This is a genomic window from Agromyces aerolatus, assembly GCF_031432255.1.
Classification (GTDB): Bacteria; Actinomycetota; Actinomycetes; order Actinomycetales; family Microbacteriaceae; genus Agromyces.
Window position 1 is genome coordinate 1 of sequence record NZ_JAVKGQ010000004.1, and the last position, 23,429, is coordinate 23,429.

Annotated in this window: 22 protein-coding genes; 14 read left to right on the plus strand and 8 right to left on the minus strand. The window is 70.6% G+C overall.

Going from position 1 to position 23,429, the window contains the following annotated elements; translation table 11 throughout:
• Positions 1-51 precede the first annotated feature (51 nt).
• The 6 genes from RH864_RS06505 (at position 52) to RH864_RS06530 (ending at position 7,168) form a co-directional block, all read left to right on the plus strand.
• Positions 52-1,605 (plus strand): sugar ABC transporter ATP-binding protein, encoded by a 1,554-nt coding sequence (locus RH864_RS06505; protein WP_310516720.1) that lies wholly within the window; start codon positions 52-54, stop codon positions 1,603-1,605.
• Positions 1,602-2,771, plus strand: coding sequence for an ABC transporter permease (locus RH864_RS06510; RefSeq protein ID WP_310516721.1), 1,170 nt, complete (start codon positions 1,602-1,604; stop codon positions 2,769-2,771). The genes RH864_RS06505 and RH864_RS06510 overlap by 4 nt, the downstream gene beginning before the upstream one ends.
• Positions 2,768-3,937: an ABC transporter permease gene (locus RH864_RS06515; protein WP_310516722.1), complete on the plus strand. Its 1,170-nt coding sequence runs from the start codon at positions 2,768-2,770 to the stop codon at positions 3,935-3,937. The genes RH864_RS06510 and RH864_RS06515 overlap by 4 nt, the downstream gene beginning before the upstream one ends.
• Complete coding sequence (locus tag RH864_RS06520) at positions 3,937-5,148, plus strand: substrate-binding domain-containing protein (RefSeq protein WP_310516723.1); 1,212 nt, start codon at positions 3,937-3,939, stop codon at positions 5,146-5,148. Before RH864_RS06515 ends, RH864_RS06520 begins: the two co-directional genes overlap by 1 nt.
• 125 nt (positions 5,149-5,273) lie before the next feature.
• Positions 5,274-6,143, plus strand: a complete 870-nt coding sequence (locus RH864_RS06525) for a sugar phosphate isomerase/epimerase family protein (protein ID WP_310516724.1) — start codon at positions 5,274-5,276, stop codon at positions 6,141-6,143.
• Positions 6,140-7,168: a sugar phosphate isomerase/epimerase family protein gene (locus RH864_RS06530; protein WP_310516725.1), complete on the plus strand. Its 1,029-nt coding sequence runs from the start codon at positions 6,140-6,142 to the stop codon at positions 7,166-7,168. Before RH864_RS06525 ends, RH864_RS06530 begins: the two co-directional genes overlap by 4 nt.
• A gap of 128 nt (positions 7,169-7,296) precedes the next feature.
• Here RH864_RS06530 and RH864_RS06535 read toward each other — a convergent pair whose 3' ends face one another.
• From RH864_RS06535 to RH864_RS06545, 3 genes are all read right to left on the minus strand, one after another.
• Positions 7,297-8,025 carry an amidase domain-containing protein gene (locus RH864_RS06535; protein ID WP_310516726.1) on the minus strand — a complete coding sequence of 243 codons (729 nt, stop codon included), beginning with the start codon at positions 8,023-8,025 and terminating at the stop codon, positions 7,297-7,299.
• Between the two features lie 168 nt (positions 8,026-8,193).
• Entirely contained in the window at positions 8,194-8,862 is a 669-nt protein-coding gene (locus RH864_RS06540) for an ABC transporter ATP-binding protein (RefSeq protein ID WP_310517035.1), read from the minus strand.
• Positions 8,863-8,978: 116 nt separating this feature from the next.
• On the minus strand, positions 8,979-10,481 hold the full coding sequence (locus RH864_RS06545; RefSeq protein WP_310516727.1) for an ABC transporter permease: 1,503 nt from the start codon (positions 10,479-10,481) through the stop codon (positions 8,979-8,981).
• 298 nt (positions 10,482-10,779) lie between these two features.
• Here RH864_RS06545 and RH864_RS06550 point away from each other — a divergent pair, with 298 nt between their 5' ends.
• Together RH864_RS06550 and RH864_RS06555 are read left to right on the plus strand one after the other, a co-directional pair.
• Entirely contained in the window at positions 10,780-11,529 is a 750-nt protein-coding gene (locus RH864_RS06550) for a response regulator transcription factor (RefSeq protein ID WP_310516728.1), read from the plus strand.
• Complete coding sequence (locus tag RH864_RS06555) at positions 11,526-13,157, plus strand: sensor histidine kinase (protein ID WP_310516729.1); 1,632 nt, start codon at positions 11,526-11,528, stop codon at positions 13,155-13,157. The genes RH864_RS06550 and RH864_RS06555 overlap by 4 nt, the downstream gene beginning before the upstream one ends.
• A gap of 116 nt (positions 13,158-13,273) precedes the next feature.
• Here the strand turns inward: RH864_RS06555 and RH864_RS06560 are convergent, their stop codons facing one another.
• Positions 13,274-13,669 (minus strand): RidA family protein, encoded by a 396-nt coding sequence (locus RH864_RS06560; RefSeq protein WP_310516730.1) that lies wholly within the window; start codon positions 13,667-13,669, stop codon positions 13,274-13,276.
• A 48-nt stretch (positions 13,670-13,717) separates the two neighbouring features.
• Here RH864_RS06560 and RH864_RS06565 point away from each other — a divergent pair, with 48 nt between their 5' ends.
• Together RH864_RS06565 and RH864_RS06570 are read left to right on the plus strand one after the other, a co-directional pair.
• Positions 13,718-14,056 (plus strand): Rieske (2Fe-2S) protein, encoded by a 339-nt coding sequence (locus RH864_RS06565; RefSeq protein WP_310516731.1) that lies wholly within the window; start codon positions 13,718-13,720, stop codon positions 14,054-14,056.
• Positions 14,053-15,261, plus strand: coding sequence for an NAD(P)/FAD-dependent oxidoreductase (locus RH864_RS06570; protein ID WP_310516732.1), 1,209 nt, complete (start codon positions 14,053-14,055; stop codon positions 15,259-15,261). The genes RH864_RS06565 and RH864_RS06570 overlap by 4 nt, the downstream gene beginning before the upstream one ends.
• Here RH864_RS06570 and RH864_RS06575 read toward each other — a convergent pair.
• From RH864_RS06575 to RH864_RS06585, 3 genes are all read right to left on the minus strand, one after another.
• On the minus strand, positions 15,258-16,151 hold the full coding sequence (locus tag RH864_RS06575) for an oxygenase MpaB family protein (protein WP_310516733.1): 894 nt from the start codon (positions 16,149-16,151) through the stop codon (positions 15,258-15,260). The genes RH864_RS06570 and RH864_RS06575 overlap by 4 nt on opposite strands.
• 148 nt (positions 16,152-16,299) lie before the next feature.
• Entirely contained in the window at positions 16,300-16,758 is a 459-nt protein-coding gene (locus tag RH864_RS06580; RefSeq protein ID WP_310516734.1) for a MarR family winged helix-turn-helix transcriptional regulator, read from the minus strand.
• 1 nt (position 16,759) lies between these two features.
• On the minus strand, positions 16,760-18,481 hold the full coding sequence (locus tag RH864_RS06585) for an MDR family MFS transporter (RefSeq protein ID WP_396129951.1): 1,722 nt from the start codon (positions 18,479-18,481) through the stop codon (positions 16,760-16,762).
• 386 nt (positions 18,482-18,867) lie between these two features.
• Between RH864_RS06585 and rplJ the strand changes: the two genes are divergently transcribed.
• The 4 genes from rplJ (at position 18,868) to RH864_RS06605 (ending at position 21,838) form a co-directional block, all read left to right on the plus strand.
• Complete coding sequence (gene rplJ / locus RH864_RS06590; RefSeq protein ID WP_310516735.1) at positions 18,868-19,383, plus strand: 50S ribosomal protein L10; 516 nt, start codon at positions 18,868-18,870, stop codon at positions 19,381-19,383.
• Positions 19,384-19,427: 44 nt separating this feature from the next.
• Entirely contained in the window at positions 19,428-19,817 is a 390-nt protein-coding gene (gene rplL / locus RH864_RS06595) for a 50S ribosomal protein L7/L12 (RefSeq protein ID WP_310516736.1), read from the plus strand.
• A 246-nt stretch (positions 19,818-20,063) separates the two neighbouring features.
• The gene (locus RH864_RS06600) at positions 20,064-20,531 is read left to right on the plus strand and encodes a MarR family winged helix-turn-helix transcriptional regulator (protein ID WP_310516737.1); all 468 of its coding nucleotides are present in this window, start codon (positions 20,064-20,066) and stop codon (positions 20,529-20,531) included.
• 59 nt (positions 20,532-20,590) lie between these two features.
• Positions 20,591-21,838, plus strand: a complete 1,248-nt coding sequence (locus tag RH864_RS06605; RefSeq protein WP_310517037.1) for an MFS transporter — start codon at positions 20,591-20,593, stop codon at positions 21,836-21,838.
• 343 nt (positions 21,839-22,181) lie between these two features.
• Here RH864_RS06605 and RH864_RS06610 read toward each other — a convergent pair whose 3' ends face one another.
• Complete coding sequence (locus RH864_RS06610; protein ID WP_310516738.1) at positions 22,182-23,198, minus strand: LacI family DNA-binding transcriptional regulator; 1,017 nt, start codon at positions 23,196-23,198, stop codon at positions 22,182-22,184.
• Positions 23,199-23,429: the final 231 nt, after the last annotated feature.

Below are 23,429 nucleotides of genomic sequence, written 5' to 3' on the forward strand. Positions count from 1 at the left end.
CGAGGCCGTGCTGGCCTCGGCCACGACCGGCGAGTGGACGGAGGTCGCCGCATGACCGCCCCCGAGACGCACGGCGTGTCCGGCGCCGAGGCCGCGCCGACCGCGACCCGGGAGCCGGTCCTCGTGGCCGAGGGCCTCGAGAAGTCCTTCTTCGGCGTTCCGGTGCTGCGCGGTGTCGGCCTCACGCTGCGCCCCGGCGAGGTGCACGGCCTCGTCGGCGAGAACGGCGCGGGCAAGTCGACGTTCATGAAGATCCTCGCGGGCGTGTACGAGCGCGATGCCGGCACGGTCACGCTCGGGGGTGACGAGGTCGACTTCCACCACCCGGTCGAGGCGGCGCGCGCCGGCCTCGCGACGGTGTTCCAGGAGTTCAACCTGCTGCCCGAACGCACGGTCGCCGAGAACGTGTTCCTCGGTCGCGAGCCGCGCACGCGCGGCGTCGTCGACCGCAAGGGCATGGTGCGGCGCACGCGCGAGCTCCTCGAGGGCCTCGGCATCGAGCAGATCGAGGCGGATGCCCCGGTGCGCACCCTCACCGTCGCGGAGCAGCAGATCGTCGAGATCGTGAAGGCGCTCTCGACCGACGCGCGCGTCATCCAGATGGACGAGCCGACCGCGGCGCTCGCCGACCACGAGGTCGAGCTGCTATACGCGATCATCCGCCGGCTGCAGGAGCGCGGCGTCGCCATCATCTACGTCTCGCACCGGCTGAAGGAGATCTTCGACCTGTGCGACACGATCACGGTCCTAAAGGACGGCGCGCTCGTGTCGTCGAGCCCTGCGTCCGAGCTCGACACCGACGAGCTCGTGCGGCGCATGGTCGGCCGGCCCATCGAGGCGTACTTCCCGGACGCCGAGCCGGACACCGCGGTCGGTGAGCCGCGGCTCGAGCTGCACGGTGCCGGCAACGGGTACGTCGACGACGTCGACCTCGAGGTTCGGGCCGGTGAGATCGTCGGCATCGCGGGCCTGCAGGGCTCGGGCCGCACCGAGCTCGTCGAGGCGATCTTCGGCATCGCGCCGTTCACTCGCGGCACGATGCGGCTCGACGGTCGGCCGATCAGGCTGACGCACGCGCGCCAGGCCGTGAAGCACGGGCTCGCGCTCATCACCGAGGACCGCAAGGCGCAGGGTCTCGCGCTGAACCAGTCCATCCTCGACAATGCGCTGCTCGTGATCCGCTCGGTGTTCGCGCGGCGCACGAGCGAGACCCGTCGTGAGCTGCCCGGCGTGCTCAGCTCGCTCGAGGTCGTGTCGCGCGGCACCGATCAGGAGGTGCAGTACCTCTCGGGCGGCAACCAGCAGAAGGTCGTGCTCGCGAAGTGGCTCGCGACGAAGCCGCGCGTGGTGCTGCTCGACGAGCCGACCCGCGGCATCGACGTCGGCGCGAAGGTCGCCGTGTACCGGCTCATGCGCCGGCTCGCCAAAGAAGGGGTCGCGATCCTCATGATCTCGTCCGAGCTGCCCGAGGTCATCGGCATGTCCGACCGCATCCTGGTCATGCACGACGGCCGCGCGTCGGCGGAGCTGCCGGCGCGCAGCGACGAGGCGACGATCCTCGCGGCCGCGACCGGCACGCTCAAGGTCGAGGGAGGTGCGCGATGACCGCCACCGCACCCGCGACCGCCACGCGCGCCCCGCGCCGCAGGCGCCGGCGACTCGATGCGAGCCTCATCGTCGGCATCGCGCTCGTCGCGGTGATCATCATCGGCGCGATCCTGCTCGCGAGCGTCGGCCGCAACTTCTTCAGCGCGGGCAACATCCGGGACATCCTGACCGGGATGAGCGTGCTCGGCTTCGTCGCGATCGGGCAGACGCTCGTCATCCTGTGCGCCTCGCTCGACCTGTCGGTGCCGTACGTGGTGAGCCTGTCGAGCCTGATCGCGGCCGACCTGATGGCGGGCAATCCGGCGAACATCCCCATTGCCGTGCTCGCGGTGCTCGGCGTCGCGGTCGTCATCGGCCTCGCGAACGGGCTCATCGTGTCGAAGCTCAAGGTGAACGGCTTCATCGCGACGCTCGGCACGGGCCTCATCATCAAGGGCTATCTCGACACGAACTACAAGGGCACGAGCGGCAACGTGCCGTGGGACTTCCAGCTCATCGGCGCGACCGGGCTCGGCCCGATCCCCGTGTCGACGCTGCTCATGCTGTTCGTCGCGCTGCTCGCGGCGCTGTTCCTCGCTCGCACGCGCACCGGCAACCACATGTACGCCGTCGGCGGCAACGAGCAGGTCGCGCGGCTCTCGGGCATCCGCACGGCCCGGCCGCTCATCATCGCGCACATCCTGTGCTCGGTGTCGGCCGCGCTCGCCGGGCTGCTGCTCGCGAGCCGGCTGGGCGTCGGCAGCCCCACGGTGGGCACGCAGGGCGGGTACGACCTGCTGTCGATCGCGGCGGTCGTGCTCGGCGGCACGCTGCTCATGGGCGGACGCGGCTCGATCTGGGGCACGATCGGCGGCGTCGCGATCTTCGCGGTCGTCGACAACGTGATGAGCGTGCTGCAGGTGAACCCGTTCCTGAAGGACGTGGTGCGCGGCATCGTCATCGTGGCCGCGGTCGCGATCTACACGAGCCGGCAGCTCGATCGGCGCCGGCCGAGGTTCGGCCCCGGCGGGCTCATCGGCCCCGAGAGCAACGCGGGGCCGCCGACCGCGGCGAGCCCGTATCGCACCGACCACGAGTCCGAGACCGGAGCCGGCACCGAGACCGGAGCCGGCACCGAGACCGGCACCGGAGCCGGCACCGAGACCGAGGGGGTGCAGCGATGACCGCCACCGACTCCCGGGCGACCACGACCGCCCAGCAGCCGACCTTCCTCGACCGCCTCGCCCAGTTCGGGCGCACGCTCGTGAGCCCGCGCGGCGCGGTGTTCCTGCTGCTCATCGTGCTGCTCGTCGCGATCACCGTCATGAACCCGGCGTTCGCCGAGCCCGGCCAGTTCATCAGGTTCATCCAGCGGGTCGCCCCGGTGGCGATCGTCGCGATCGGCCAGTACTTCGTGATCGTCGGCGGTGAGTTCGACCTCTCGATGGGCTCGGTCGTGACCGCGCAGGTCGTGATCGCCGGCAACCTCATCGGGCAGGACGAGTCGAAGATCGTCCCGGTCACGATCTTCATGTTCGCGTTCGGGGCGCTCATCGGGCTCATCAACGGCCTGGTCGTGAGCTTCCTGCGGGTGCCGAGCTTCATCGTCACGCTCGGCATGATGCTCGCGCTGCTCGGCGCGGTGCTCTACTGGACCGGCGGCGCCGCGACCGGCAACCCCGCCGACTCGTTCCGCGAGGTCGGGCGCGGCGGCATCCGGAACATCCCGGTGCTCGAGATCCTGCCGTGGTCGGTCGTCGTCCTCGCCGTGGTCCTCGCGCTCGCGATCTGGTTCGCGCGCCGGCCGTTCGGCCGCACGATCATCGCGCTCGGCGACAACCCCGTGACGGCCCGCTATGCGGGCGCCCGGGTGTGGTGGGTCAAGACGTCGACGTTCATCATCTCGTCGCTCTCCGCGACGGTCGCGGGCATCCTGCTCGTGGGCTACGCGGGCGTGCACCCGAGCGTCGGCCGCGGCTACGAGTTCACCGCGATCACCGCGGTCGTGCTCGGCGGCGTGGTGCTCGGCGGCGGTCGCGGCTGGGTCGTCGCCGCGGCGGCCGGCGCGTTCGCGCTCGAGGCCCTGTTCACGCTGCTGAACTTCGCGGGCGTGCCGTCGACGTATCGCGACGCCGTCCAGGGCGCGATCATCATCCTCGCGGTCGCCTACGCGGCGACCACCTTCCGCGCGCGCCGTCGTGGCCGCGCCCTCGAGACTTCACCCGGCGGGCCGCCGCAAGCACCAGGGCCCGACGCGTCGAAGGAGCAGGCTGCCAACGAGGCATCCGCTCGTCCTGCACCCGTTCCCTCGACGCAGAGGGCCGACAACGACACCAAAGGAGGTTCGTGATGCGACGCAGGATCACCGTGGCATCCGCCATGATCGGCGCACTCGCGCTGTTCACGCTCGCCGGCTGTACCACCGACCCGAATGTGAGCGAGAGCACCGAGTCCGCAGCACCTGAAGAGACCGAGGAGTCGGTCGACTGGTTCGACCAGGCGCTCTTCGACAAGCAGGACGCCGAGCGCGACGTCGTGCCCGAGGGCCCTGAGGGCGAGCCGTACCTGCAGTACATCAACGCCGAGTTCGTGGACACGTCCCAGTTCGCGAGCCAGGGGGCGAAGAAGGCGTGCTTCGCGAACGCCTCGATCTCGAACCCGTGGCGGCAGACCGGCTGGATCACGATGAACCAGCAGCTGCAGGTGTTGCAGGAGGCCGGCGCCATCTCCGAGATGGAGACGCGTGACGCGCAGGACTCCGACGACACGCAGATCGCCGATATCGACTACTTCATCAACGAGGGCAACTGCGACGTCTTCATCATCTCGCCGAACTCCACGGCCGCGATGACGCCGGCGGTGCAGCGTGCGTGCGACACGGGCAAGCCCGTGATCGTGTTCGACCGCGGCGTCGAGACCGACTGCCCGGTCACGTTCATCCACCCGATCGGTGGCTTCGCGTGGGGCATCGACACGGCCGAGTTCCTCATCGAGAACCTGAACGAGGGCGACAAGGTCGTGGCGCTCCGCATCCTGCCTGGTGTGGACGTGCTGGAACAGCGGTGGGCTGCGGCCGACAAGCTGTTCGAGGAGGCCGGCATCGAGGCGGTCGACTACTTCACCGGGGCCGACCCGGCCGAGATCAAGAAGATCATCTCCGACGAGCTCGCCAAGGGCGACGTGCAGGGTGTGTGGATGGACGCCGGTGACGGCGCCGTCGCCGCCATCGAGGCGTTCGAGGACGCCGGCGCGGACTACCCCGTGATGACGGGCGAGGACGAGATGAGCTTCCTCCGCAAGTGGAAGGAGACGGGTCTCACGGGTCTCGCCCCGGTGTACTCGAACTTCCAGTGGCGGACCCCGCTGCTCGCCGCGCAGATGATCTTCGCGGGCCAGCAGGTGCCGAAGGAGTGGGTGCTCCCGCAGTCGCCGATCACGGCTGAGGAGGTCGACGAGTACCTCGCGCTGAACGAGAACATGCCCGACGGCCACTACGCCAAGTTCGGCGGCGAGAACCTGCCCGGCTACCCGCAGGTCTGGGAGGACCGCGTCATCCCGTAACCCCCTTCGCTGGTCGAGTAGCGCGCCAGCGCCGTATCGAGACCCGGTGAGCCGATCCCTGGACCGGCTCACCAGGGTCTCGATACGCTTCGCTACTCGACCAACGGTGTCTGAGAGGAACACGCATGCGGCGCACGATCGGCGTCAACACCTGGGTGTGGGTGTCACCGGTGACGGATGCCTCGCTGCCCGAGCTTGCGGCGAAGGCCGCGCGGCTCGGGTTCGGAGCGATCGAGCTGCCGGTCGAGCAGCCCGGCGACTGGTCGCCCGATGCGGCGGCCGAGACCCTCGCCGAGCACGGCCTCGCCCCGATCGTGGTCGGCGCCATGGGCCCTGGCCGCAATCTCGTCGCGGCGCGGGGCTCCGAGATCGTGGCTACCCAGAACTATCTCGTGCACTGCGTGAAGGTCGCCGAGCGACTCGGCTCACGGGTCGTCGCCGGCCCGTTCACGGCCTCGACGGGCCGCACCTGGCGCATGGACGCCGAGGAGCGCGACGATCTGTACCGTGAGCTCCGCACGAGTCTTGCGCCGGTCGTCAGGCAGGCGGAGGAGCGGGGCATCCGGCTCGCGATCGAGCCGCTGAACCGCTACGAGACGAGCCTCGTGAACACCGTCGAGCAGGCGCTCGAGGCGCTCGGCCCGTCGCTCGGGCCGGGCCTCGGGCTCGCGCTCGACAGCTACCACCTCAACATCGAGGAGAAGCACATCGGCGACGCGATCCGCGCGGCGGGCGAGCATCTCGCGCACGTGCAGGTCTGCGGCAACGACCGCGGCGCCGTGGGCGACGACCACATCGACTGGCCGGGCTTCCTCGACGCGCTCGACGACGCCGGGTACGCGGGCCCGCTCGGGCTCGAGAGCTTCACGGGCGAGAATGCGACGATCGCGGTCGCGGCATCCGTCTGGCGGCCGCTCGCCCCGTCGCAGGATGCGCTCGCCGAGCGGAGCATCCGCTATCTGAACGCGTTGCAAGACGAAAGGGAAACCCGATGACGGATGCGTCCACGCCGAAGAGCACCCACCCGGTGACGTTGTTCACGGGCCAGTGGGCGGACCTCCCGTTCGAGGAGGTGGCGAGGCTCGCGTCGGAATGGGGGTACGACGGCCTCGAGATCGCCGCATCCGGTGATCACCTCGATTTGAAGCTCGCCGACGAGGAGCCCGGATACCTCGACGAGCGCCGCGAGATCCTCAAGCGGTACGGGCTCGAGGTGTACGCGATCTCGAACCACCTGACGGGGCAGGCGGTCTGCGATGCGCCGATCGACTTCCGGCATCAGGCGATCGTGCGCCCGTACACGTGGGGCGACGGCGACGCCGAGGGGGTCCGGCAGCGTGCCGCCGAAGACATGCAGCGGTCGGCGCGGGTCGCCCGCAAGCTCGGCGTCGACACCGTCGTCGGGTTCACGGGGTCGTCGATCTGGCCGTACGTGGCCATGTTCCCGCCCGTGCCGGCGTCGGTGATCGACGCGGGGTACGACGATTTCGCGGCGAGGTGGAACCCGATCCTCGACGTGTTCGACGCGGAGGGCGTGCGCTTCGCGCACGAGGTGCACCCGGGCGAGATCGCGTACGACTACTGGACGAGCGTACGGACGTTGGAGGCGATCGGGCACCGTGAGGCGTTCGGGTTCAACTGGGACCCGTCGCACATGATGTGGCAGGGCATCGACCCGGTCGGGTTCATCCTCGACTTCAAGGACCGCATCTACCACGTGGATTGCAAGGACACGAGGCTGCGTCCGGCGAACGGGCGGGCCGGCATCCTGGGCTCGCACCTCGCGTGGGGCGACCCGCGGCGCGGCTGGGACTTCGTGTCGACGGGGCACGGGGATGTGCCGTGGGAGGACTCGTTCCGCGCGCTCGAGTCGATCGGGTACGCCGGGCCGATCTCGGTCGAGTGGGAGGACGCCGGCATGGACCGCCTGCACGGCGCGGCGGAGGCCGTGGGATTCATCCGCTCGAAGCTGTGGCCGCTGCCCGCGGCGTCCTTCGACGCCGCCTTCAGCAACCAGTGATCGCTGCCTCGCTGGTCGAGTAGCGAGCGAGGAACGAGCACGCGTATCGAGACCTCGCATCCCGATCTCGAGATCGGCTCACCGGGTCTCGATACGGCGCTGGCGCGCCTACTCGACCGACGGGTGGGTCACTCCGGGATGCTCCAGTAGTACGCCGTGCCGCCGGGGTGCTTGACCGTGATGGCCTCGTCGACCGTGAAGTCGAACGTCGGGTCGGTGTGCCCCGCGTACTCGATCGAGATCGTGCCGTCGGCGAGCGTGATGACCCCGGTCACGATGCCCGTGTGGTCGCGGTCGCCCGAGTTGTCCCAGTCGAACTGCACGATGTCGCCGACCTTGACCTGGTCGCGCTGGTCGTCGGTGAGCGCGGTCGCCCGGTCGGGGCGCGCGGCGAGGTAGTCGCGGAACGCGGTCGAGCTGATCCACGCCGACGCGTGCGCGTACGGGTCGCCGCCCGCCTCGTACCACCACTCGTCGTCGGGCTGCCAGCCGCGGTCGAGGAGCGACTGGCTCGCGAAGTTCACGCAGTCGCTCGCCTCGAGGAATCCGAACTCCTCGTTCGACGTGGCCTGCCAGTTGGCCTCGACGTACGCGAGCTGGGCGGCGACGGCGGGCGAGAGCGGCGCGCTCATAGCGGCGGCGGATGCCTCGCCCGAGGTCGCTCCCTCCGGCTCGGCCTTCGGCGCGGCCGCCGAGATCGAGCCCTTCGACGCCGCCGAATCGCCCGGCGACTCGTCCACCCCGCCGACCGCGGCACCGATGCTGACCCCGACGACCCCGACGAGCAGCGCGGCCCCCGCGCCCACCGCCAGGAGCCGGCGACGGACGATGGTGCGTGGTGCATGGTGCTTCGACATCTCCGAGCAACATTTCATGCGCATCTATGAAGAACCCGAGTGTCGTGACGGGCTCGGCCATGCACGCCGGTCGAGTAGCGCCCGAGGAACGAGGGCGCGTATCGAGACCCGGTCCCGTCTCGACGACCGCCCGCCAGGTCTCGATACGCTGCGCTACTCGACCGACGGCTACCGCTCGGTGACCGTGCCGTTCTTGAGCTGCAGCCGCCGTTCCGCCCGTGCCGCGACGGCCGAGTCGTGCGTGACGATCACGACCGTCAGCCCGCGATCGCGCCACAACCCCTCGAGCAGTCCGACGATCTCGTCGCGCGTCCCCTCGTCGAGGTTGCCGGTCGGCTCGTCGGCGAGCAGCACGAGAGGCTCCTTCACGAGCGCCCGCGCGATCGCGACGCGCTGCTGCTGCCCGCCCGAGAGCTCGCCCGGCAGGTGCCCGGCACGCTCGCCGAGCCCGACCGAGGCGAGCGCCGCCGCGGCGCGGTCCCGCCGCTCGGCGGCCGGCACACCGAGCGGCTCGAGCGCCGCCTCGACGTTCTCCTGCGCGGTGAGCGTCGGGATCAGGTTGAAGTGCTGGAACACGAACCCGATCTCCTCGGCGCGGATCTTCCCGAGCCGGCGGTCGCCGAGGTGAGAGATCTCGGCGTCGCCGAGCACGATGCGCCCGTCGGTCGGTCGGTCGAGCGCACCGAGCATCTGCAGCAGCGTCGACTTGCCGCCGCCGGTCGGGCCCTGGATCGCGACGAGCTGCCCCGCCCCGATCTCGAGGTTCACCTCCTTCAGGGCGTGCACGGTGCGTGTGGACTGCCGGTACGTCTTCGAGACGCGCTCGAGCGTGTACATGGGGATTCCTTTCCTGGGGCGGGTGACGGATGCCTCGCGGGTGACGGATGCCTCGCGGGTGACGGATGCCTCGGGCGAGCGGTGCGCCGTGCTCGCGCCGGTCGGGGCCGCCGCGCTCATGCGACGCTCCGCAGCGCCTCGGCCGGGCGCAGCCGCGACGCCCGCCAGCCGCCGACCGCACCCGCGATGAGCCCGCCGAGCACCGCGAGCCCGATCGCGATCGCGATGACCCAGGCCGTCACGGGGGCGTTGAGCACGACCTCGGTGGTCGCGCCGCCGAAGGCGTCGGCTCGGGCCCCGAAGGCTCCGCCGCCTGCTGCATCTGCAGCGCCCGCGGGACCGCCGCCCGGCATCGCGCCGGTCAGCCCGCCGCCACTCACGCCTCCGCCGAGCGTCGGCCCGATCAGGTTCACGATCCAGATGCCGACGAGCCCGATCACGAGCCCCGCGGCGCCCCCGATGAGCCCTTGCACGAGTGACTCGCCCGCGACCTGGCCGACGATGCGGCGGTCGGACCATCCGATCGCCTTGAGCGTGCCGAACTCGCGCGTGCGTCGCGTGACCGACTGGATCGTGAACAGGATCGCGATCAGGAACGCCGCGACGAGCACCGCGAGCGAGAGCCAGAGGCCGAGGTTCGAGATGAGGCTCGACGCGGTCGACAGCGAGCCCGAGACTTGCGAGGCGAGGTCGGACTGGGTGTTCACGGTCGCGTCGGGCAGCGCCTCTTCGAGATCGGCCTGCACACTCGCGATGGCGTCGGCCGAGGCGGCCTGCACGTACACGTCGGTGATGAGTCCGTCGTTTCCCGAGAGCGACTGCGCGAGGTCGATCGGAAGGTAGACGTTCGCGGCGGTCTCGGCGTCGGCCGACGTCGAGCTCACGGTGCCGACGACCTCGAACTCCGTGCCGCCGACGTCGATGCGGTCGCCGACGGCGAGCTCCGCGGTGGTCGCGTAGCTCGCGTCGAGCACGGCGACGGCCTGACCGGTGTCGGATGCCTCGAGCCCGCGCCCCTCGGCGAGCTCGACCGACGAGAGCGGTCCGACGGCCGCCGCGGCCGGGTCGAGCCCGAGCACGCTGAAGCTGTCGACGTCGAACGCGCTGCCACCCGCCCCGTCGAACCCGCCTCCGGCGGGCGGCCCGGCCTGCTGCATCTCGTCGCTCGGCCCGCCGGTCGTGGCGTCGCCGGTCGAGCGCTGCGGAAGCTCGCCCGAGAACGTCATGTTGGTCAGCGACAGCGTCGCGGCTGCCGCCGCGACCCCGTCGACCTGCTCGACGGTCTCGAGCGCCGACGCGTCGAGCGTCGCACCGCCGGGCCCGGTGGTGAGGCGCGACTGGCTGATGGCCGTCGACCCGTCCGCCGTCGTGCCGTCGTCGACCCCGAACTCGAAGCGCTGCGGGCCGCCCTCGCCCGGGGCCGTGGGCGTTGCGGTCACGGTGAGGTCGGTGCCGACGCCGTAGACGGATTCCAGCACCGACGCTTGCGCGTTGCGCACCCCCGTCGAGACGGCGTTGACGAGGATGACGAGCGCGATGGCGAGGGCCATGCCGATCGCGACGATGGCGGTCTGTCGTCTCCGCCCGGCGAGCTCGCGCCGAAGATATGTGAAGAACATGCCGCCGAACGTACGAGCGCCGACTATGCCCACCCCCTCGCGCCGCTATGGACTCCCCATGTCGCCCCCGTCTGACCTCCCGTTGGTCGAGTAGCGAGCGAGGTACGAGCACGCCCCCGTTGGTCGAGTAGCGAGCGAGGTACGAGCACGCGTATCGAGACCCGCGTTACGATCCGACTCCGCCGGGTCTCGATACACTCGCTGGCGCTCGCTCCTCGACCGACGGGTGGTCAGCTCACTCGACTAACGAAGAGAAACCTCATAGGAATCGCATAGATACGTGCGGATACTTGGGAGTATGAGCACCGAGCAGACCGCCGCGCACCGCACCCCCCAGCTGCACAAGCCCGACGGGTCGATGGTCCGGCTGCTCGTCGTCGACGACGAGGCATCCCTCGCCGACCTGCTCAAGATGGCGTTCCGCTACGAGGGCTGGGACGTGCGCACCGCGGGCGACGGCCTCGCGGCCGTGAAGGCCGCGCGCGAGTTCCGCCCCGATGCGATCGTGCTCGACATCATGCTGCCCGACATCGACGGCCTCGAGGTGCTGCAGCGCGTGCGCGCCGACGGCACCGAGACCCCCGTGCTCTTCCTGACCGCGAAGGACTCGCTCGACGACCGCATCGCGGGTCTCACGGCGGGCGGCGACGACTACGTCACCAAACCGTTCAGCCTCGAAGAGGTCGTCGCGCGCGTGCGCGGACTCATCCGCCGCTCGACCCTCACGCTCGCGCAGCAGCGCGACCCGGTGCTGCGCGTGGGCGACCTGACGCTCGACGAGGACTCGTACGAGGTCGAGCGCGACGGCACGCCCATCGAGCTCACGGCGACCGAGTTCGAGCTGCTGCGTTTCCTCATGCGCAACCCGCGCCGGGTGCTGTCGAAGGCGCAGATCCTCGACCGGGTGTGGTCGTACGACTTCGGCGGCAAGGAGACCGTGGTCGAGCTCTACATCTCGTACCTGCGCAAGAAGATCGACCAGGGTCGCGCGCCCATGATCCACACGGTCCGCGGCGCGGGCTACATGCTGAAAGCGGTGAACGCGTGACCCACCCGGGCGAGCCCGGGTACGCCGCGGCGTCGCGCGCGGCGCACGCGCGCGAGCAGCTTCGCGAGCGGGACGCGACGAGCCGGGCGGATGCCTCGAGCGGGACGGATGCCTCAGGCAGGGCGGATGCCTCGGCCAGGGCGGATGCCTCGGCCGGCGCGCATGCCTCGGGGTTCCGTGCCGTGATCGACCGCACGCCGTTCGCGCGCGGCCCGTGGACCATCCGCCGCCGGCTGCTCGTGCTCATCGCGGGCCTGCTCGTCGCCATGAGCGTCGCGGTCGGCGTCGCGACCGTGCTGCTCTTCCACGCGTCGTCGGTCGCCCGGCTCGATGCGAGCCTGCGGGCGGCGTCGTCGCGCGCCGACACGGCCGCAGGGTCCGGTTTCCCGGGGGATGCGCTCGCGACCGTGCAGGGCTTCCTGGGTGTGCCGGGCCAGCCCGAGGGAACGCTCGGCGGTCTCGTCCGCGGCGCCGCGTCGACCGCGGCGTACATCGACGAGGGGCAGATCATCGAGGCGGGCCCGGCGGCGACGGCCGCGCTCGCCGCGGTCTCGCCCGACGGCTCGCCGCACACCATCACGGCCGGTGCGCTGGGGGAGTATCGCGCGCTCGCCGTGGAGTCCGAGCCCGGCGTCGTCGTCGTGCTCGCGCTGCCGCTGGCCGACGTGAGCGCGCAGACCGCGCAGCTCACCGGCACCGTCGTGCTCGTCGCCGCGGGCGGGCTGCTCATCGCGCTGGGCGCGGGCTCGCTCGTCGTGCGGCGTTCGCTCGAACCGCTCGAGCGGGTCACCGCGACCGCGCAGGCGGTGTCCGAGCTTCCGCTCGAGCGCGGCGACGTCGACCTCGACGAGCGCGTGCCGGTGGACGAGCCGGGCACCGAGGTGGGCCGGCTCGGCACGGCGTTCAACCGCATGCTCGGCCACGTGGCATCCGCCCTCTCGGCCCGTGAGGAATCGGAACGCAAGGTGCGCCGGTTCGTGGCCGACGCGTCGCACGAGCTGCGCACGCCGCTCGCGTCGATCCGTGGCTATGCCGAGCTCACGCGCCTGCATGGCGGCGCGCTGCCCGAGGACGTGGTGCACGCGCTCGGCCGCATCGAGTCCGAGTCGGTGCGCATGACCGAGCTCGTCGAGGACCTGCTGCTGCTCGCTCGGCTCGACGAGGGCCGCGAGCTCGTCGCGGGCGAGGTCGAGCTCGGCCCCATCGTCGCCGACGCGGTCGCCGACGCGCAGGTCGCGGGGCCCGATCACGAGTGGACGGTCGAGCTGCCCGACGAGCCGGTCGTCGTGCCCGGCGACGAGGCGCGCCTGCGCCAGGTGCTCGGCAACCTGCTCACCAACGCACGCGTGCACACGCCTGAGGGCACCTCGATCGTCGCGACCCTGACGACGGATGCCTCGTCGGCGGTGATCACGGTCGCCGACGACGGCCCGGGCATCGACCCCGACCTGCGCGACACGCTGTTCGAGCGCTTCGCACGCGGAGACAGCTCGCGCTCGCGCCGCGCGGGCAGCACGGGCCTCGGGCTCGCGATCGTGCGCGCCGTGGCCGAGGCGCACCACGGCGAGGTGTCGGTGGCGAGCGAGCCGGGGCGCACCGTGTTCACGGTGCGGCTGCCGCTCGCGTAGCGACGGATACCCCGCTGGTCGAGTTGCGAGCGACGACGCCCCGTTGGTCGAGTAGCGAGCGACGAGATCTCGATACGCGTGCTCCTCCGTCGCTCGCTACTCGACCAGCGGCGGGGTTACTCGCGCGGGATGGCCGCGAGCGCCTCGATCTCGACCAGCGCGCCGGGGCGGCCCATCTTGGCGACGACCTGCACCGTGATCGCGGTGGGGTGCGGCCCCCAGACGCGCATCGAGGCTCCGAACCCCTCGTCGACCGAGACCGTCGGGTCGAGGTAGACCGCGAGCCGGGTGACGTTGGTCTGGTCGGCGCCGGCCTCGGCGAGCACCGCGAGCACGTTGCGGAGCGCCTGCTCGGTCTGGGCGGCCGCGCCGCCGTCGACGATGGCGCCCGAGACATCCGTGCCGTTCTGGCCGCCGACGACCAGTGTGTCGTGGTCGCCGCGCACCAGCACCCCCTGGCTGAACGCCGGGTTCGTGTGCAGCGACGCCGGGTTGACGTGTGTGATCTCCATGCCCCGCATGCTGCCACCAACCGCCGTCACGACTGATAGTTTGGCCGGGTGACGGAGTCGATCAAGGTGGGCGTCGCCGGCGATATCGGTGAGGATGAGGCGCTCGTGGTCCCGCGATCCGTCTCCGGCACGCGAGATGACATCGCCGTCGTCTTCAGTGGCGGCCGGTACTTCGCGATCGACAACACCTGCACCCACGAGGAGGCGGCCCTCGCCGAGGGCTGGATCGAGGCGGGCTGCGTGGAGTGCCCGCTGCACGCCTCGACATTCCGGCTCTCCGACGGCGCGGTGCTCGGCCCGCCGGCCCCGAAGGGTGTCGCAACCCACACCATCGCGCTGGAGGGCGAGGCACTCATGCTCACGCCGAATCCGGCATCCCTCGCGTGAGCGGTGACCGGCGAGTCGTCATCGTCGGAGGCGGCATCGGTGGGTGGACGGTCGCCTCAACGCTGCGTTCACAGGGCTTCGACGGCGACCTCGTCCTCATCGAGCGGGAGGCGGCCTGCTACGACCGGCCACCGCTGTCGAAGACGGCGCTGATCGACGGCTCGCCGCTTGCGGCACTCGCATTCGCCGATGCAGCGACGATCGCGGATCTCCGTATCGACGTCCGGCTGGGGAGCAACGCGATCCGGCTCGACGCCGAGGCGCGCGCCGTGGTGCTCGACGACGGCGAGGTCGTCGACGGAGAAGCGGTCGTCCTCGCCACGGGGGCGAGTGCGCGGATCCCCGCGTTCCCGGGTGCCGACCTGCCCGGTGTGACCACGCTCCGGACGTACGCGGATGTCGTCGCGCTGCGCGCGCTCGCCGCGCGCACCGTCGCGGTCATCGGCGCGGGTCTGATCGGGGCGGAGGCCGCTGCAGCCCTGCGCGCGCTCGGCTCCGAGGTCGTGCTCATCGACCCGAACGAGGTGCCCGGATCCCGGATCTTCGGATCCACGATGGCTCAGCACCTGCACGCCATGCACGCCGAGCACGGGGTCGACGTCCGCGCGAGCACGATCGCGGCGATCACGCCGGTCGGCACGCGACTGCGCGTCACCCTCGGGAGCGGCGACTCGATCGACGTCGACGGCGTCCTGGTCGGAACCGGGATCACCATCGACACGACGCTCGCGGCAGCGGCGGGCCTCGACGTCGACGGCGCGATCCTCGTCGACGAGGACGGCCGCACCTCCGCATCGGGCGTGTTCGCCGTCGGCGACGCGACCCGCGCGCGCGTGCCCATCGACGCACCCGCGACTCCGCGCGGACACTGGGAAGCGGCGCAGCAGGACGGACGAGCGGTGGCCGCGGCCATCCTCGGGCTGCCGCGTGAACCGCGCGGCGCCGGATGGTTCTGGTCGGACCGGTACGGGCACCACATCGAAGTCGTCGGCGACGTGGTCGCGCAGGGCCGCGAGGTCGTCCGTCCCGGAGCGCACCCGACCGTGTTCCGGATCGACGGCGAACGCCTGGTGGGTGCGTCCAGTGTCGACGATCCGAACACGGTGCGTGCCGCGCGCCGGCTCATCGACCGCGCGGTGTCGGTCAGTCTCGCGCAACTGACCGACCCGCACGTGTCGTTGCGGTCGCTTCTGCCGAGAGGCTAGGCGGCGGTGGCCGCCGCCGCCGGCTTCTTGACCCGCACCTTCTGATACGGCTTCGCGATCGAATCACCGATCGCTGTGGCGATGAGCTCCTCGGCCGACTGGTTCTTCCGCGAGAGCTTCGCGATCCACTTGGTGAACCTGGCGCCTCGCGCGAGCTCCTTCGCACTGCGATCCTCGAGGGCGTAGAAGAGCAGCGCCTTCTCGGGCAGCAGCGAGAGCACACCGTTGAGCACCCGCCGGGTCACCCACTTGGCGAGCGGTCCCTTGACGTCGGGGTGACGGAGCGAGTGCCCGGCCAGTGCGGCGAAGAGGGTGAGCGCCTTCGAGTCGAGCTCGGACCGGATGTATGCATCCAACTCGGCGAAGGTGTCGAAGTACGGTCCGGGCACGTGCAGCTGCTCAGCGCCCTGTCGCGATTCGACGACCACGCGATCGGCGTCCGCGGTGGAGAGCCCGGGCCCGAACTCCTGGTATCCGCGCACGGCGGACCAGATGTAGGTCCACCAGGTCCAGCGCTGCCATGCCGGCTGCTTGGCGCTGACGACCTCGCCCGTCTCCGGATTCGTCCAGGAAGCCCGTTCGTGAAGCATGTCGACATGCTTCGCCGCGGCGTCGGCGTGCGCCTTGTCGGCGAAGACCGCGTCGCGCAGGTATGCGGAGGTCCGATCGAACCGGGCCGCCATCGCCTCCGGGCCCTCGTTGGTCATCGACACGCGCTCGAAATGGGTCATCATGCCCGGCTCGAGCATCTGCAGGAACACCGCGTTCTTCGCACCCAGCATCGAGCCGGGGTCGGAGAACACCCGCCAGGAGACACTGTTCGGGCCGTAATACCCATCATCTGCGCGCGGCGCATCGGCGAGCGAACGGCTCGGGTGGACGTCCGTCATTGGAATCCTCTTCTCTCGGAAGCGCGGGGTCGCACCTCAGCGTCGTTCGACAGAACGGAGCACATCGGTGCAGATTGGGGGATTGCGCTTTCCCGAGGCTAGTGCATCGCACTATCCCCGAGGTGAACCGTGAGAGGTCGGTCGCGGACTACTCGTCGGGGGCGTCGGCGATCAGGCGGAGCATGCCCGCGAACGCCACGAGCTCCTCGGGCGCGCGGTCCTCGAGCACGCGGCGCACGCGCGCCTGATGCCGCTCGCGCACCGCACGGATGCGCTCGACCGCGACGGGTGTCGGTGCGAGCACGCGCAGCCGGCCGTCGCGCTCGTCGGGGCGGCTCTCGACGAAGCCCGCCTCCTCGAGCACGCGCACCTGCCGGCTGACCGAGCTCTTGTCCATGTCGAGCAGATCGGCGAGCACGTGCGCGTTCGTCGCCTCGAGGCGGACGATCGTCGCCAGCACCTTGTAGCCGGCGGGCTGCAGGTCGGGGTGGATCTGCTCGGCCGCCTGCTTCCAGAGCTGACGTGCCCGGGTGAAGACGACGCTGAGCTGCTCCTCCACGAGGGCGATGGCCTCGTCGACGGCGGGATCGGCGGTCGCGGCGGTCATGTCAGGGCCGGCCTTCCTTACGTGGGCGCGCTTCGTCGATGACCGGCACGGTTCCGGTCACGGGCACCGCGACGGTCGCTTCGGATGCCTCGAACAATTCTTCCCCGATGAGCTCCGCTTCGGAAACCGGGGCGGGCGCGCCGTGCTCGGCCTTCGCGCGCTGGACCGCGTTGAGCGTGCCGAGCTGCACGTTCGGCAGGAAGATCACGGTGATGAGCGTGACCACGGCGAGCGGCACGGCCGCGAGGAACACCGCACCGACCCCGAGCCCGTAGGCCGACTCGACCACGACCCGGATCTGCTGCGGCAGCTCGTTCACGTGCGGGATCGCGCCACCGGCGAGCGCCTGCGCGGCGACCGCCTGCTGCTCGGGCGCGAGCGTCGCGAGGCCCGACTTCACCTGGTCGGCGACGACGGTGCCGAGGATCGACCCCATGACCGCGACGCCCGCGGTGCCGCCGAGGCTGCGGAAGAACGTCACGGCACTGGTCGCGACGCCCATGGTGCGCACCTCGGTCGTGTTCTGCACGACCAGGACGAGGTTCTGCATGATCATGCCGACGCCCGCGCCGAGCACGAACATCGAGGCGCCGACGTAGAAGAAGTCGGTGTCGTAGTGCAGCTGCGAGAGCAGCACGGTGCCCGCGATCATGAGCACGGCTCCCGTGATGACGTACGCCTTCCACTTGCCGCGCCGTGAGATCAGCGCGCCGATCACGGTCGACGAGATGAGCACGCCCGCCATCATCGGGATGGTCAGCAGGCCCGACTCGGTCGGGGTCGCACCGCGTGCGAGCTGCATGTACTGGCTGAGGAACACGGCCGTGCCGAACATGGCCACGCCGACCGAGATGCTCGCGAGCACCGAGAGCGTGAACGTGCGGTTCTTGAACAGCCAGAGCGGGATTAGCGGCTCCTTGGACTTCAGCTCGACGACCACCGCGATCGCGAGCAGCACCACGCCGCCGATGACCATGAGCCACGACTCGAGCGAGTTCCACTCGAACTGGCTGCCGCCGAGCGACACCCAGATCAGCAGCAGGGCGACCCCGGACGAGATGAGCACGATGCCGGCGTAGTCGATCGAGACCTTGCGCTGTTCGAGCTTCGGCAGATGCAGGGTTCGCTGCAGGATGATCAGCGCGACGATCGCGATGGGCAGGCCGACGAAGAAGTTCCAGCGCCAGCCGAACGCGTCGGTCACGACGCCGCCGAGCAGCGGGCCGCCGACCGTGGCGATGGCCATGACCGCGCCGAAGAGCCCGGCGTACTTGCCGCGCTCGCGCGGGCTGAGGATGTCGGCCATGACGATCTGGCTGAGCGCGCCGAGGCCGCCCGCGCCGAGACCCTGGAACACGCGCATCGTGATGAGCATGCCCGGGTCTTGCGCGAAGCCGGCGACCGCCGACGACAGCACGAAGATCACGAGGGCGAGCTGCAGCAGGAACTTGCGGTTGAACAGGTCGGCGAGCTTGCCCCAGATGGGCGTGGAGACGGTCGTCGCGAGCAGCGTCGCGGTGACGACCCACGTGAAGGCGCTCTGGTCGCCGCCGAGGTCGGAGATGATGACGGGCAGGGAGCTGCCCACGACGGTCGTGGCGAGCATCGACACGAACATGCCGAGGATGAGGCCCGAGAGGGCGGTGAGCACGGCCCGGTGCGTCATGCCGCTCTCGGTGAGCTGCTCACCGGCGGCGGAGGAAGGGGAAGTCTTGCGTGACATGCGGTGTGAGATCTCCAGCACAGATAGTTGAGAGGGGTCAACCATAGAACAAGTCGATGACATACGTCAACTATTGAGGTCGGTCAACTATTCCGCGGTGGCGCTTCGAGCGGATGCCCCGGCGGAACCGTGCGGATTTGGCCGACCCCGGGGCATCCGTTATGCTGCTCTGAGCCGAAGACCGCTGGTCGTCGTGTGAGCCGCAAGGCGAACCGACCGAAGCTCTGCGAATGCAGGGGCCCGCGCAGGTGTGACGAAGACTTCCGGGTTTCTCCCGATCGAGCTCCGCGCGCTTGCGCCGGAGCTTTTTTCATTTCACAGCCTCGCCAGCGCTCCCAGGCCGCGCATCGCCTCCGCGATGCGCGTTGAAGACACAAGGAGTGGCCATGGCGAACAAGGAAGCCTCGGTTGCCGAACTCAAGAACCTGTTCGAGAGCTCGACCGCCGTTCTGCTGACCGAATACCGCGGCCTCACTGTTGCCCAGCTCAAGACGCTGCGCAAGTCCATCAGTGGGGACGCGAGCTACGCCGTGGTGAAGAACACGCTGACCAAGATCGCCGCCAACCAGGCCGGCATCTCCGCGTTCGACGACGAGCTCAAGGGCCCGTCGGCGATCGCGTTCGTGCATGGTGACCCCGTCGCCGTCGCGAAGTCGCTGCGTGAATTCGCCAAGGCGAACCCTCTCCTCGTGGTCAAGGGCGGCTATTTCGATGGCAAGCCCCTGACCGCCGAAGAGGTAGGCAAGCTCGCCGACCTCGAGTCCCGCGAAGTGCTGCTCGGCAAGCTCGCCGGCGCCTTCAAGGCCTCGCTGTTCGGAGCCGCATATCTGTTCAACGCACCGCTGTCGAAGGCCGTTCGCACGGTCGACGCGCTGCGTGAGAAGCAGGAGTCCGCTGCGTAGGCGCGAGCCTCTCAAGCGGTGAGTAACCAACTAAGGAGATAGAAATGGCAAAGCTGTCCACTGAGGAGCTGCTCGAGCAGTTCAAGGGCCTGACCCTCATCGAGCTCTCGGAGTTCGTCAAGGCGTTCGAGGAGACCTTCGAGGTCACCGCCGCCGCGCCCGTCGCGGTCGCCGGCCCCGCTGCCGCCGGTGGCGGCGCCGCTGCTGAAGAGGCTGAGGAGAAGGACTCCTTCGACGTCATCCTCGAGGCTGCCGGCGACAAGAAGATCCAGGTCATCAAGGTCGTCCGCGAGCTCACCTCGCTCGGCCTCGGCGAGGCCAAGGCCGTCGTCGACGGTGCCCCCAAGGCCGTGCTCGAGGGCGCGAACAAGGAGACCGCCGACAAGGCGAAGGCTTCGCTCGAAGAGGCCGGCGCGACCGTCACCCTCAAGTAATCGCCGCGCTGCAAGGCGCGCACTTGAGGTGACTCGCGTCACCGCACCACACGGATGCCCCGTGCCGAAGCTTCGGCACGGGGCATCCTTCGTCTCCGCCCGCCGAGTGTTGCCGTTCCGACCGAGTGTGGCCGCCGTAACGGTAACAGTCGTCTCGAATGATCACACTCGCGGGCGGGGCGGGCGGGGCGGGGCGGGGCGGGGCGGGGCGGGCACGGATGCATAGAGCGGCTATATAGTTGAGCTATGCAATCCATCGAGCCCGGTGCGCTCACCGAGTTGATCGGCGAGCTCGTCTCCGTCAACCACCGCCTCACGCGGCTCGCGGCCACGGCCACGGGCAGCACCGAGTCGCCCGCGATCTGGCGCACACTGAGCGTGCTGCGTGACTTCGGCCCCATGCGCCTCGGCGAGCTCGCCCGCGTCAGCCGGGTCAGCCAGCCCACCATGACCAAGCTCGTGAACACGCTCGACGAGCGCGGCTGGATCCGCCGCATCGCCGACGAGCACGACGCCCGGGCCTGGCTCATCTCGGCCGATCGGCGCGGACTCGTCGCGCTCGACGCCTGGCGTGCCGAGCTCGCGGCACAGCTCGCACCGCGGTTCAGCGATCTCGACGACGCCGACGCCGCAGCACTCGAGCGCGCCGTCGCCATCGTGCGCGAGCGGCTCGACCGTGCCGACGACGAGCTCCGGTCGGGGGCGGTCGCGTGAGCACGGGCGCGACGCAGGCGCCCGGCGCGCACGGCGCCGGCCACGGGGCATCCGGGTCGATCTTGAAGCAGCCGAAGGCGGTCTGGGCCGTCGCGTTCGCGTGCGTGATCGCGTTCATGGGCATCGGGCTGGTCGATCCGATCCTGCCCGCCATCGCCGAGAGCCTCGAGGCGACGCCGACCGAGACCGAGCTGCTGTTCACGAGCTATCTGCTGATCACGGGGCTCGCGATGCTCGTCACGAGCTGGCTGTCGAGCCGTATCGGCGCCAAGAAGACGCTGCTCATCGGGCTCGCGCTCATCGTGGTCTTCGCCGCGGCGGCCGGGCTGTCGCAGAACGTCGAGTCCGTCATCGGCTTCCGGGCCGGATGGGGCCTCGGCAACGCGCTGTTCATCTCCACCGCGCTCGCGACCATCGTGGGCGCCGCGTCGGGCGGCACCGCGTCCGCGATCATCCTCTACGAGGCCGCGCTCGGGCTCGGCATCGCCGTCGGCCCGCTGCTCGGCGGGCTGCTCGGCAGCGTGAGCTGGCGCGGGCCGTTCTTCGGCACGGCCGCGCTCATGGCGGTGGGGTTCATCGCGATCGTGGCGTTCCTGCGCGACGAGCGGGCCGGCGCCCCGGGTGGCGCCGCGAGCGCTGCGACGCCGCAGCCGACCCGGCTGTCGGCACCGATCCGCGCGCTGCGCCAGCCCGCCCTCGGCGTGCTCGCGGCCGCGGCGCTCTTCTACAACATCGGCTTCTTCGTGCTGCTGGCCTACTCGCCGTTCCCGCTCGGGTTCGACGCGATGGGACTCGGCTTCACGTTCTTCGGCTGGGGTGTCGCGCTCGCCGTCACATCGGTCTTCGTCGCGCCACTGCTGACCGCACGGATGCCTCGGACCCGCGTCCTCTGGATCACGCTGCCGGTGCTCGCGGTCGATCTCGTCGTGGCCGGTCTGCTGATCGAGTCGCCGGTGGGCCTCGTGGTCTGCATCGTCGTCGGCGGGCTCCTGCTCGGCGTGCTGAACACCGTGCTCACGGAGTGCGTCATGGAGGCGACCGACCTGCAGCGGTCCGTCGCATCGAGCGCGTACTCCGCCGTGCGGTTCCTCGGCGGCGCGGTGGCGCCGCCCGCGGCCGCCGAGCTCGCGCATCTGATCGCGCCCTCGGCGCCGTACTACGCGGCGGCGGGCTCGGTCGCCGTCGCGGCGCTCATCATCGTGCTGGGCCGGCGCGCGCTCCGCAGGGTCGACGGCGTCGACGAGCCCGGTGCCGCCGAGGCATCCGCCACCGAGGCGGAGGCGATCACCGCCGGCGACGCCACCTGACCCGGGCGCGTCGTCCCGGATCCCGCACCCGGCGCATTCCCACTTTTCCTTTCTGCTTCCTTGCTCAGGAACCGGGGTTGCCGCGGCGGCGTGTCGTGGGCCGACGCGCCGAGCGCGTCATCGACATTCCTGAGCAAGGAAGCGCAGGTGGAGCGTGGGTGTGTTCGAGCCCCGAGCCCCTGCCCCGCGCGCTCCATCCGAGGCTGCTTCCCAGCTCAGGAACTTCCGGCCGCGCGGCGGCGTGTCGCGGTTCGACGCGCCGAGCGAGTCACCGAAACTCCTGCGCAAGGAACCGGAAGCGGGACGTGGGTGCGGCCGCGGCCCCGTCCGCCCCGAACACGGCTCAGCGCGGGGGAGCGGTCGTGCTCGCGCGCACGATCAAGCGCGTGGGCAGCGGGGCGCCGGAGTCGGGCAGCGGGTCGGCCTCGTCGCCCTCGCCGAGCAGCCGCAGGACGACCTCGACGGCCGACCGGCCCTGGTCTCCCGGCTCCTGGGCGATGGTCGTGAGGCCGAACAGCTCGGCGTACTCGTGACCGTCGATGCCGATCACGGACAGGTCGGCAGGGATGGAGATGCCGAGCCGCTCGGCGGCGCGCATGAGGCCGAACGCGAGCTCGTCCGAGGCGGCGAACACGGCCGTGGGGCGGCGTCCCGGGTGACCGAGCAGCTGGAGGCCCGCGGCGTAGCCGCCCGGCAGGCTCATCTCGGCTTCGACGACGTCGGTCGCCTCGAGTCCGGCGGCCACCATGGCCTCGGCGAACCCGCGACGGCGCGCGCCGGGCACGCTGTGCGGCGCGGCCGCCGACCCGGCGCCCGCAAGATGCGCGATGCGCGTGTGTCCGAGGTGCAGCAGGTGCTCGGTCGCGAGCTGGCCGACCGCGCGGTCGTCGACCGCGAGTCGGGTGTCGCCCGCTCCGCTGCCGCCGAGGCAGACGAGCGGCTTGTCCCGTCGGTCGAGTGCCGTGACCTCGTGCGCGACCAGGTCCACGCCGACGGCGAGCACCGCGTCGACGCGTTTCCTGGCGAGGAAGAAGTCGAACACGCGCTCGCGTTCCGGCCCGGAGGGCGGCAGGTTGTACAGCGTGAGGTCGTATCCCGCCGCGAGCAGGGCGCGCTCGACGCCCTCGAGGACCTCGCCGAAGAACCACCGGTTCACGAACGGGATCACGACGCCGACGTTCTTCGTGCGGCCGGTGACGAGACTCGCGGCGTCGGGCGACGCGATGTAGCCGATGTCGGCCGCTGCGGCCTCCACGCGCCGGCGCGTGTCGGGCGCGACGTGCCCGCGCCCGGAGAGCGCCCGCGACGCGGTCGCCTTGGAGACGCCGGCCAGGCGCGCGACATCGCCGATCGCGGGCATCGAGCGCCTCCCTCCTTCGGGCGGTTCCGGTGCTGAGTGTAGTGTCCGGATGCTTCGGAGTGGAACCGGTTCCATGACGAAGCCGCCGCCTCGGCCGGAGCATCCGTTGACCATGTGGTCGCGCTCTCAGCCAATACTGGGGCGATCGGAGATCGGTGGCCGGATCGTAACCGTCGACGGGTTGTGCCCGGTCTCGGGTGTGTCCTACCGTGGGGGCTGGAATCGGTTCCG

Coding starts and splice junctions, on each gene's coding strand:
- rplL (WP_310516736.1), top strand. CDS start 19,428: ATGGCAAAGCTGTCCACTGAGGAGCTGCTCGAGCAGTTCAAGGGCCTG.
- RH864_RS06505 (WP_310516720.1), top strand. CDS start 52: ATGACCGCCCCCGAGACGCACGGCGTGTCCGGCGCCGAGGCCGCGCCG.
- RH864_RS06535 (WP_310516726.1), bottom strand. CDS start 8,025: ATGTCGAAGCACCATGCACCACGCACCATCGTCCGTCGCCGGCTCCTG.
- RH864_RS06530 (WP_310516725.1), top strand. CDS start 6,140: ATGACGGATGCGTCCACGCCGAAGAGCACCCACCCGGTGACGTTGTTC.
- RH864_RS06575 (WP_310516733.1), bottom strand. CDS start 16,151: ATGACGGACGTCCACCCGAGCCGTTCGCTCGCCGATGCGCCGCGCGCA.
- RH864_RS06515 (WP_310516722.1), top strand. CDS start 2,768: ATGACCGCCACCGACTCCCGGGCGACCACGACCGCCCAGCAGCCGACC.
- rplJ (WP_310516735.1), top strand. CDS start 18,868: ATGGCGAACAAGGAAGCCTCGGTTGCCGAACTCAAGAACCTGTTCGAG.
- RH864_RS06580 (WP_310516734.1), bottom strand. CDS start 16,758: ATGACCGCCGCGACCGCCGATCCCGCCGTCGACGAGGCCATCGCCCTC.
- RH864_RS06520 (WP_310516723.1), top strand. CDS start 3,937: ATGCGACGCAGGATCACCGTGGCATCCGCCATGATCGGCGCACTCGCG.
- RH864_RS06585 (WP_396129951.1), bottom strand. CDS start 18,481: ATGTCACGCAAGACTTCCCCTTCCTCCGCCGCCGGTGAGCAGCTCACC.
- RH864_RS06510 (WP_310516721.1), top strand. CDS start 1,602: ATGACCGCCACCGCACCCGCGACCGCCACGCGCGCCCCGCGCCGCAGG.
- RH864_RS06545 (WP_310516727.1), bottom strand. CDS start 10,481: ATGTTCTTCACATATCTTCGGCGCGAGCTCGCCGGGCGGAGACGACAG.
- RH864_RS06600 (WP_310516737.1), top strand. CDS start 20,064: ATGCAATCCATCGAGCCCGGTGCGCTCACCGAGTTGATCGGCGAGCTC.
- RH864_RS06540 (WP_310517035.1), bottom strand. CDS start 8,862: ATGTACACGCTCGAGCGCGTCTCGAAGACGTACCGGCAGTCCACACGC.
- RH864_RS06610 (WP_310516738.1), bottom strand. CDS start 23,198: ATGCCCGCGATCGGCGATGTCGCGCGCCTGGCCGGCGTCTCCAAGGCG.
- RH864_RS06560 (WP_310516730.1), bottom strand. CDS start 13,669: ATGGAGATCACACACGTCAACCCGGCGTCGCTGCACACGAACCCGGCG.
- RH864_RS06525 (WP_310516724.1), top strand. CDS start 5,274: ATGCGGCGCACGATCGGCGTCAACACCTGGGTGTGGGTGTCACCGGTG.
- RH864_RS06550 (WP_310516728.1), top strand. CDS start 10,780: ATGAGCACCGAGCAGACCGCCGCGCACCGCACCCCCCAGCTGCACAAG.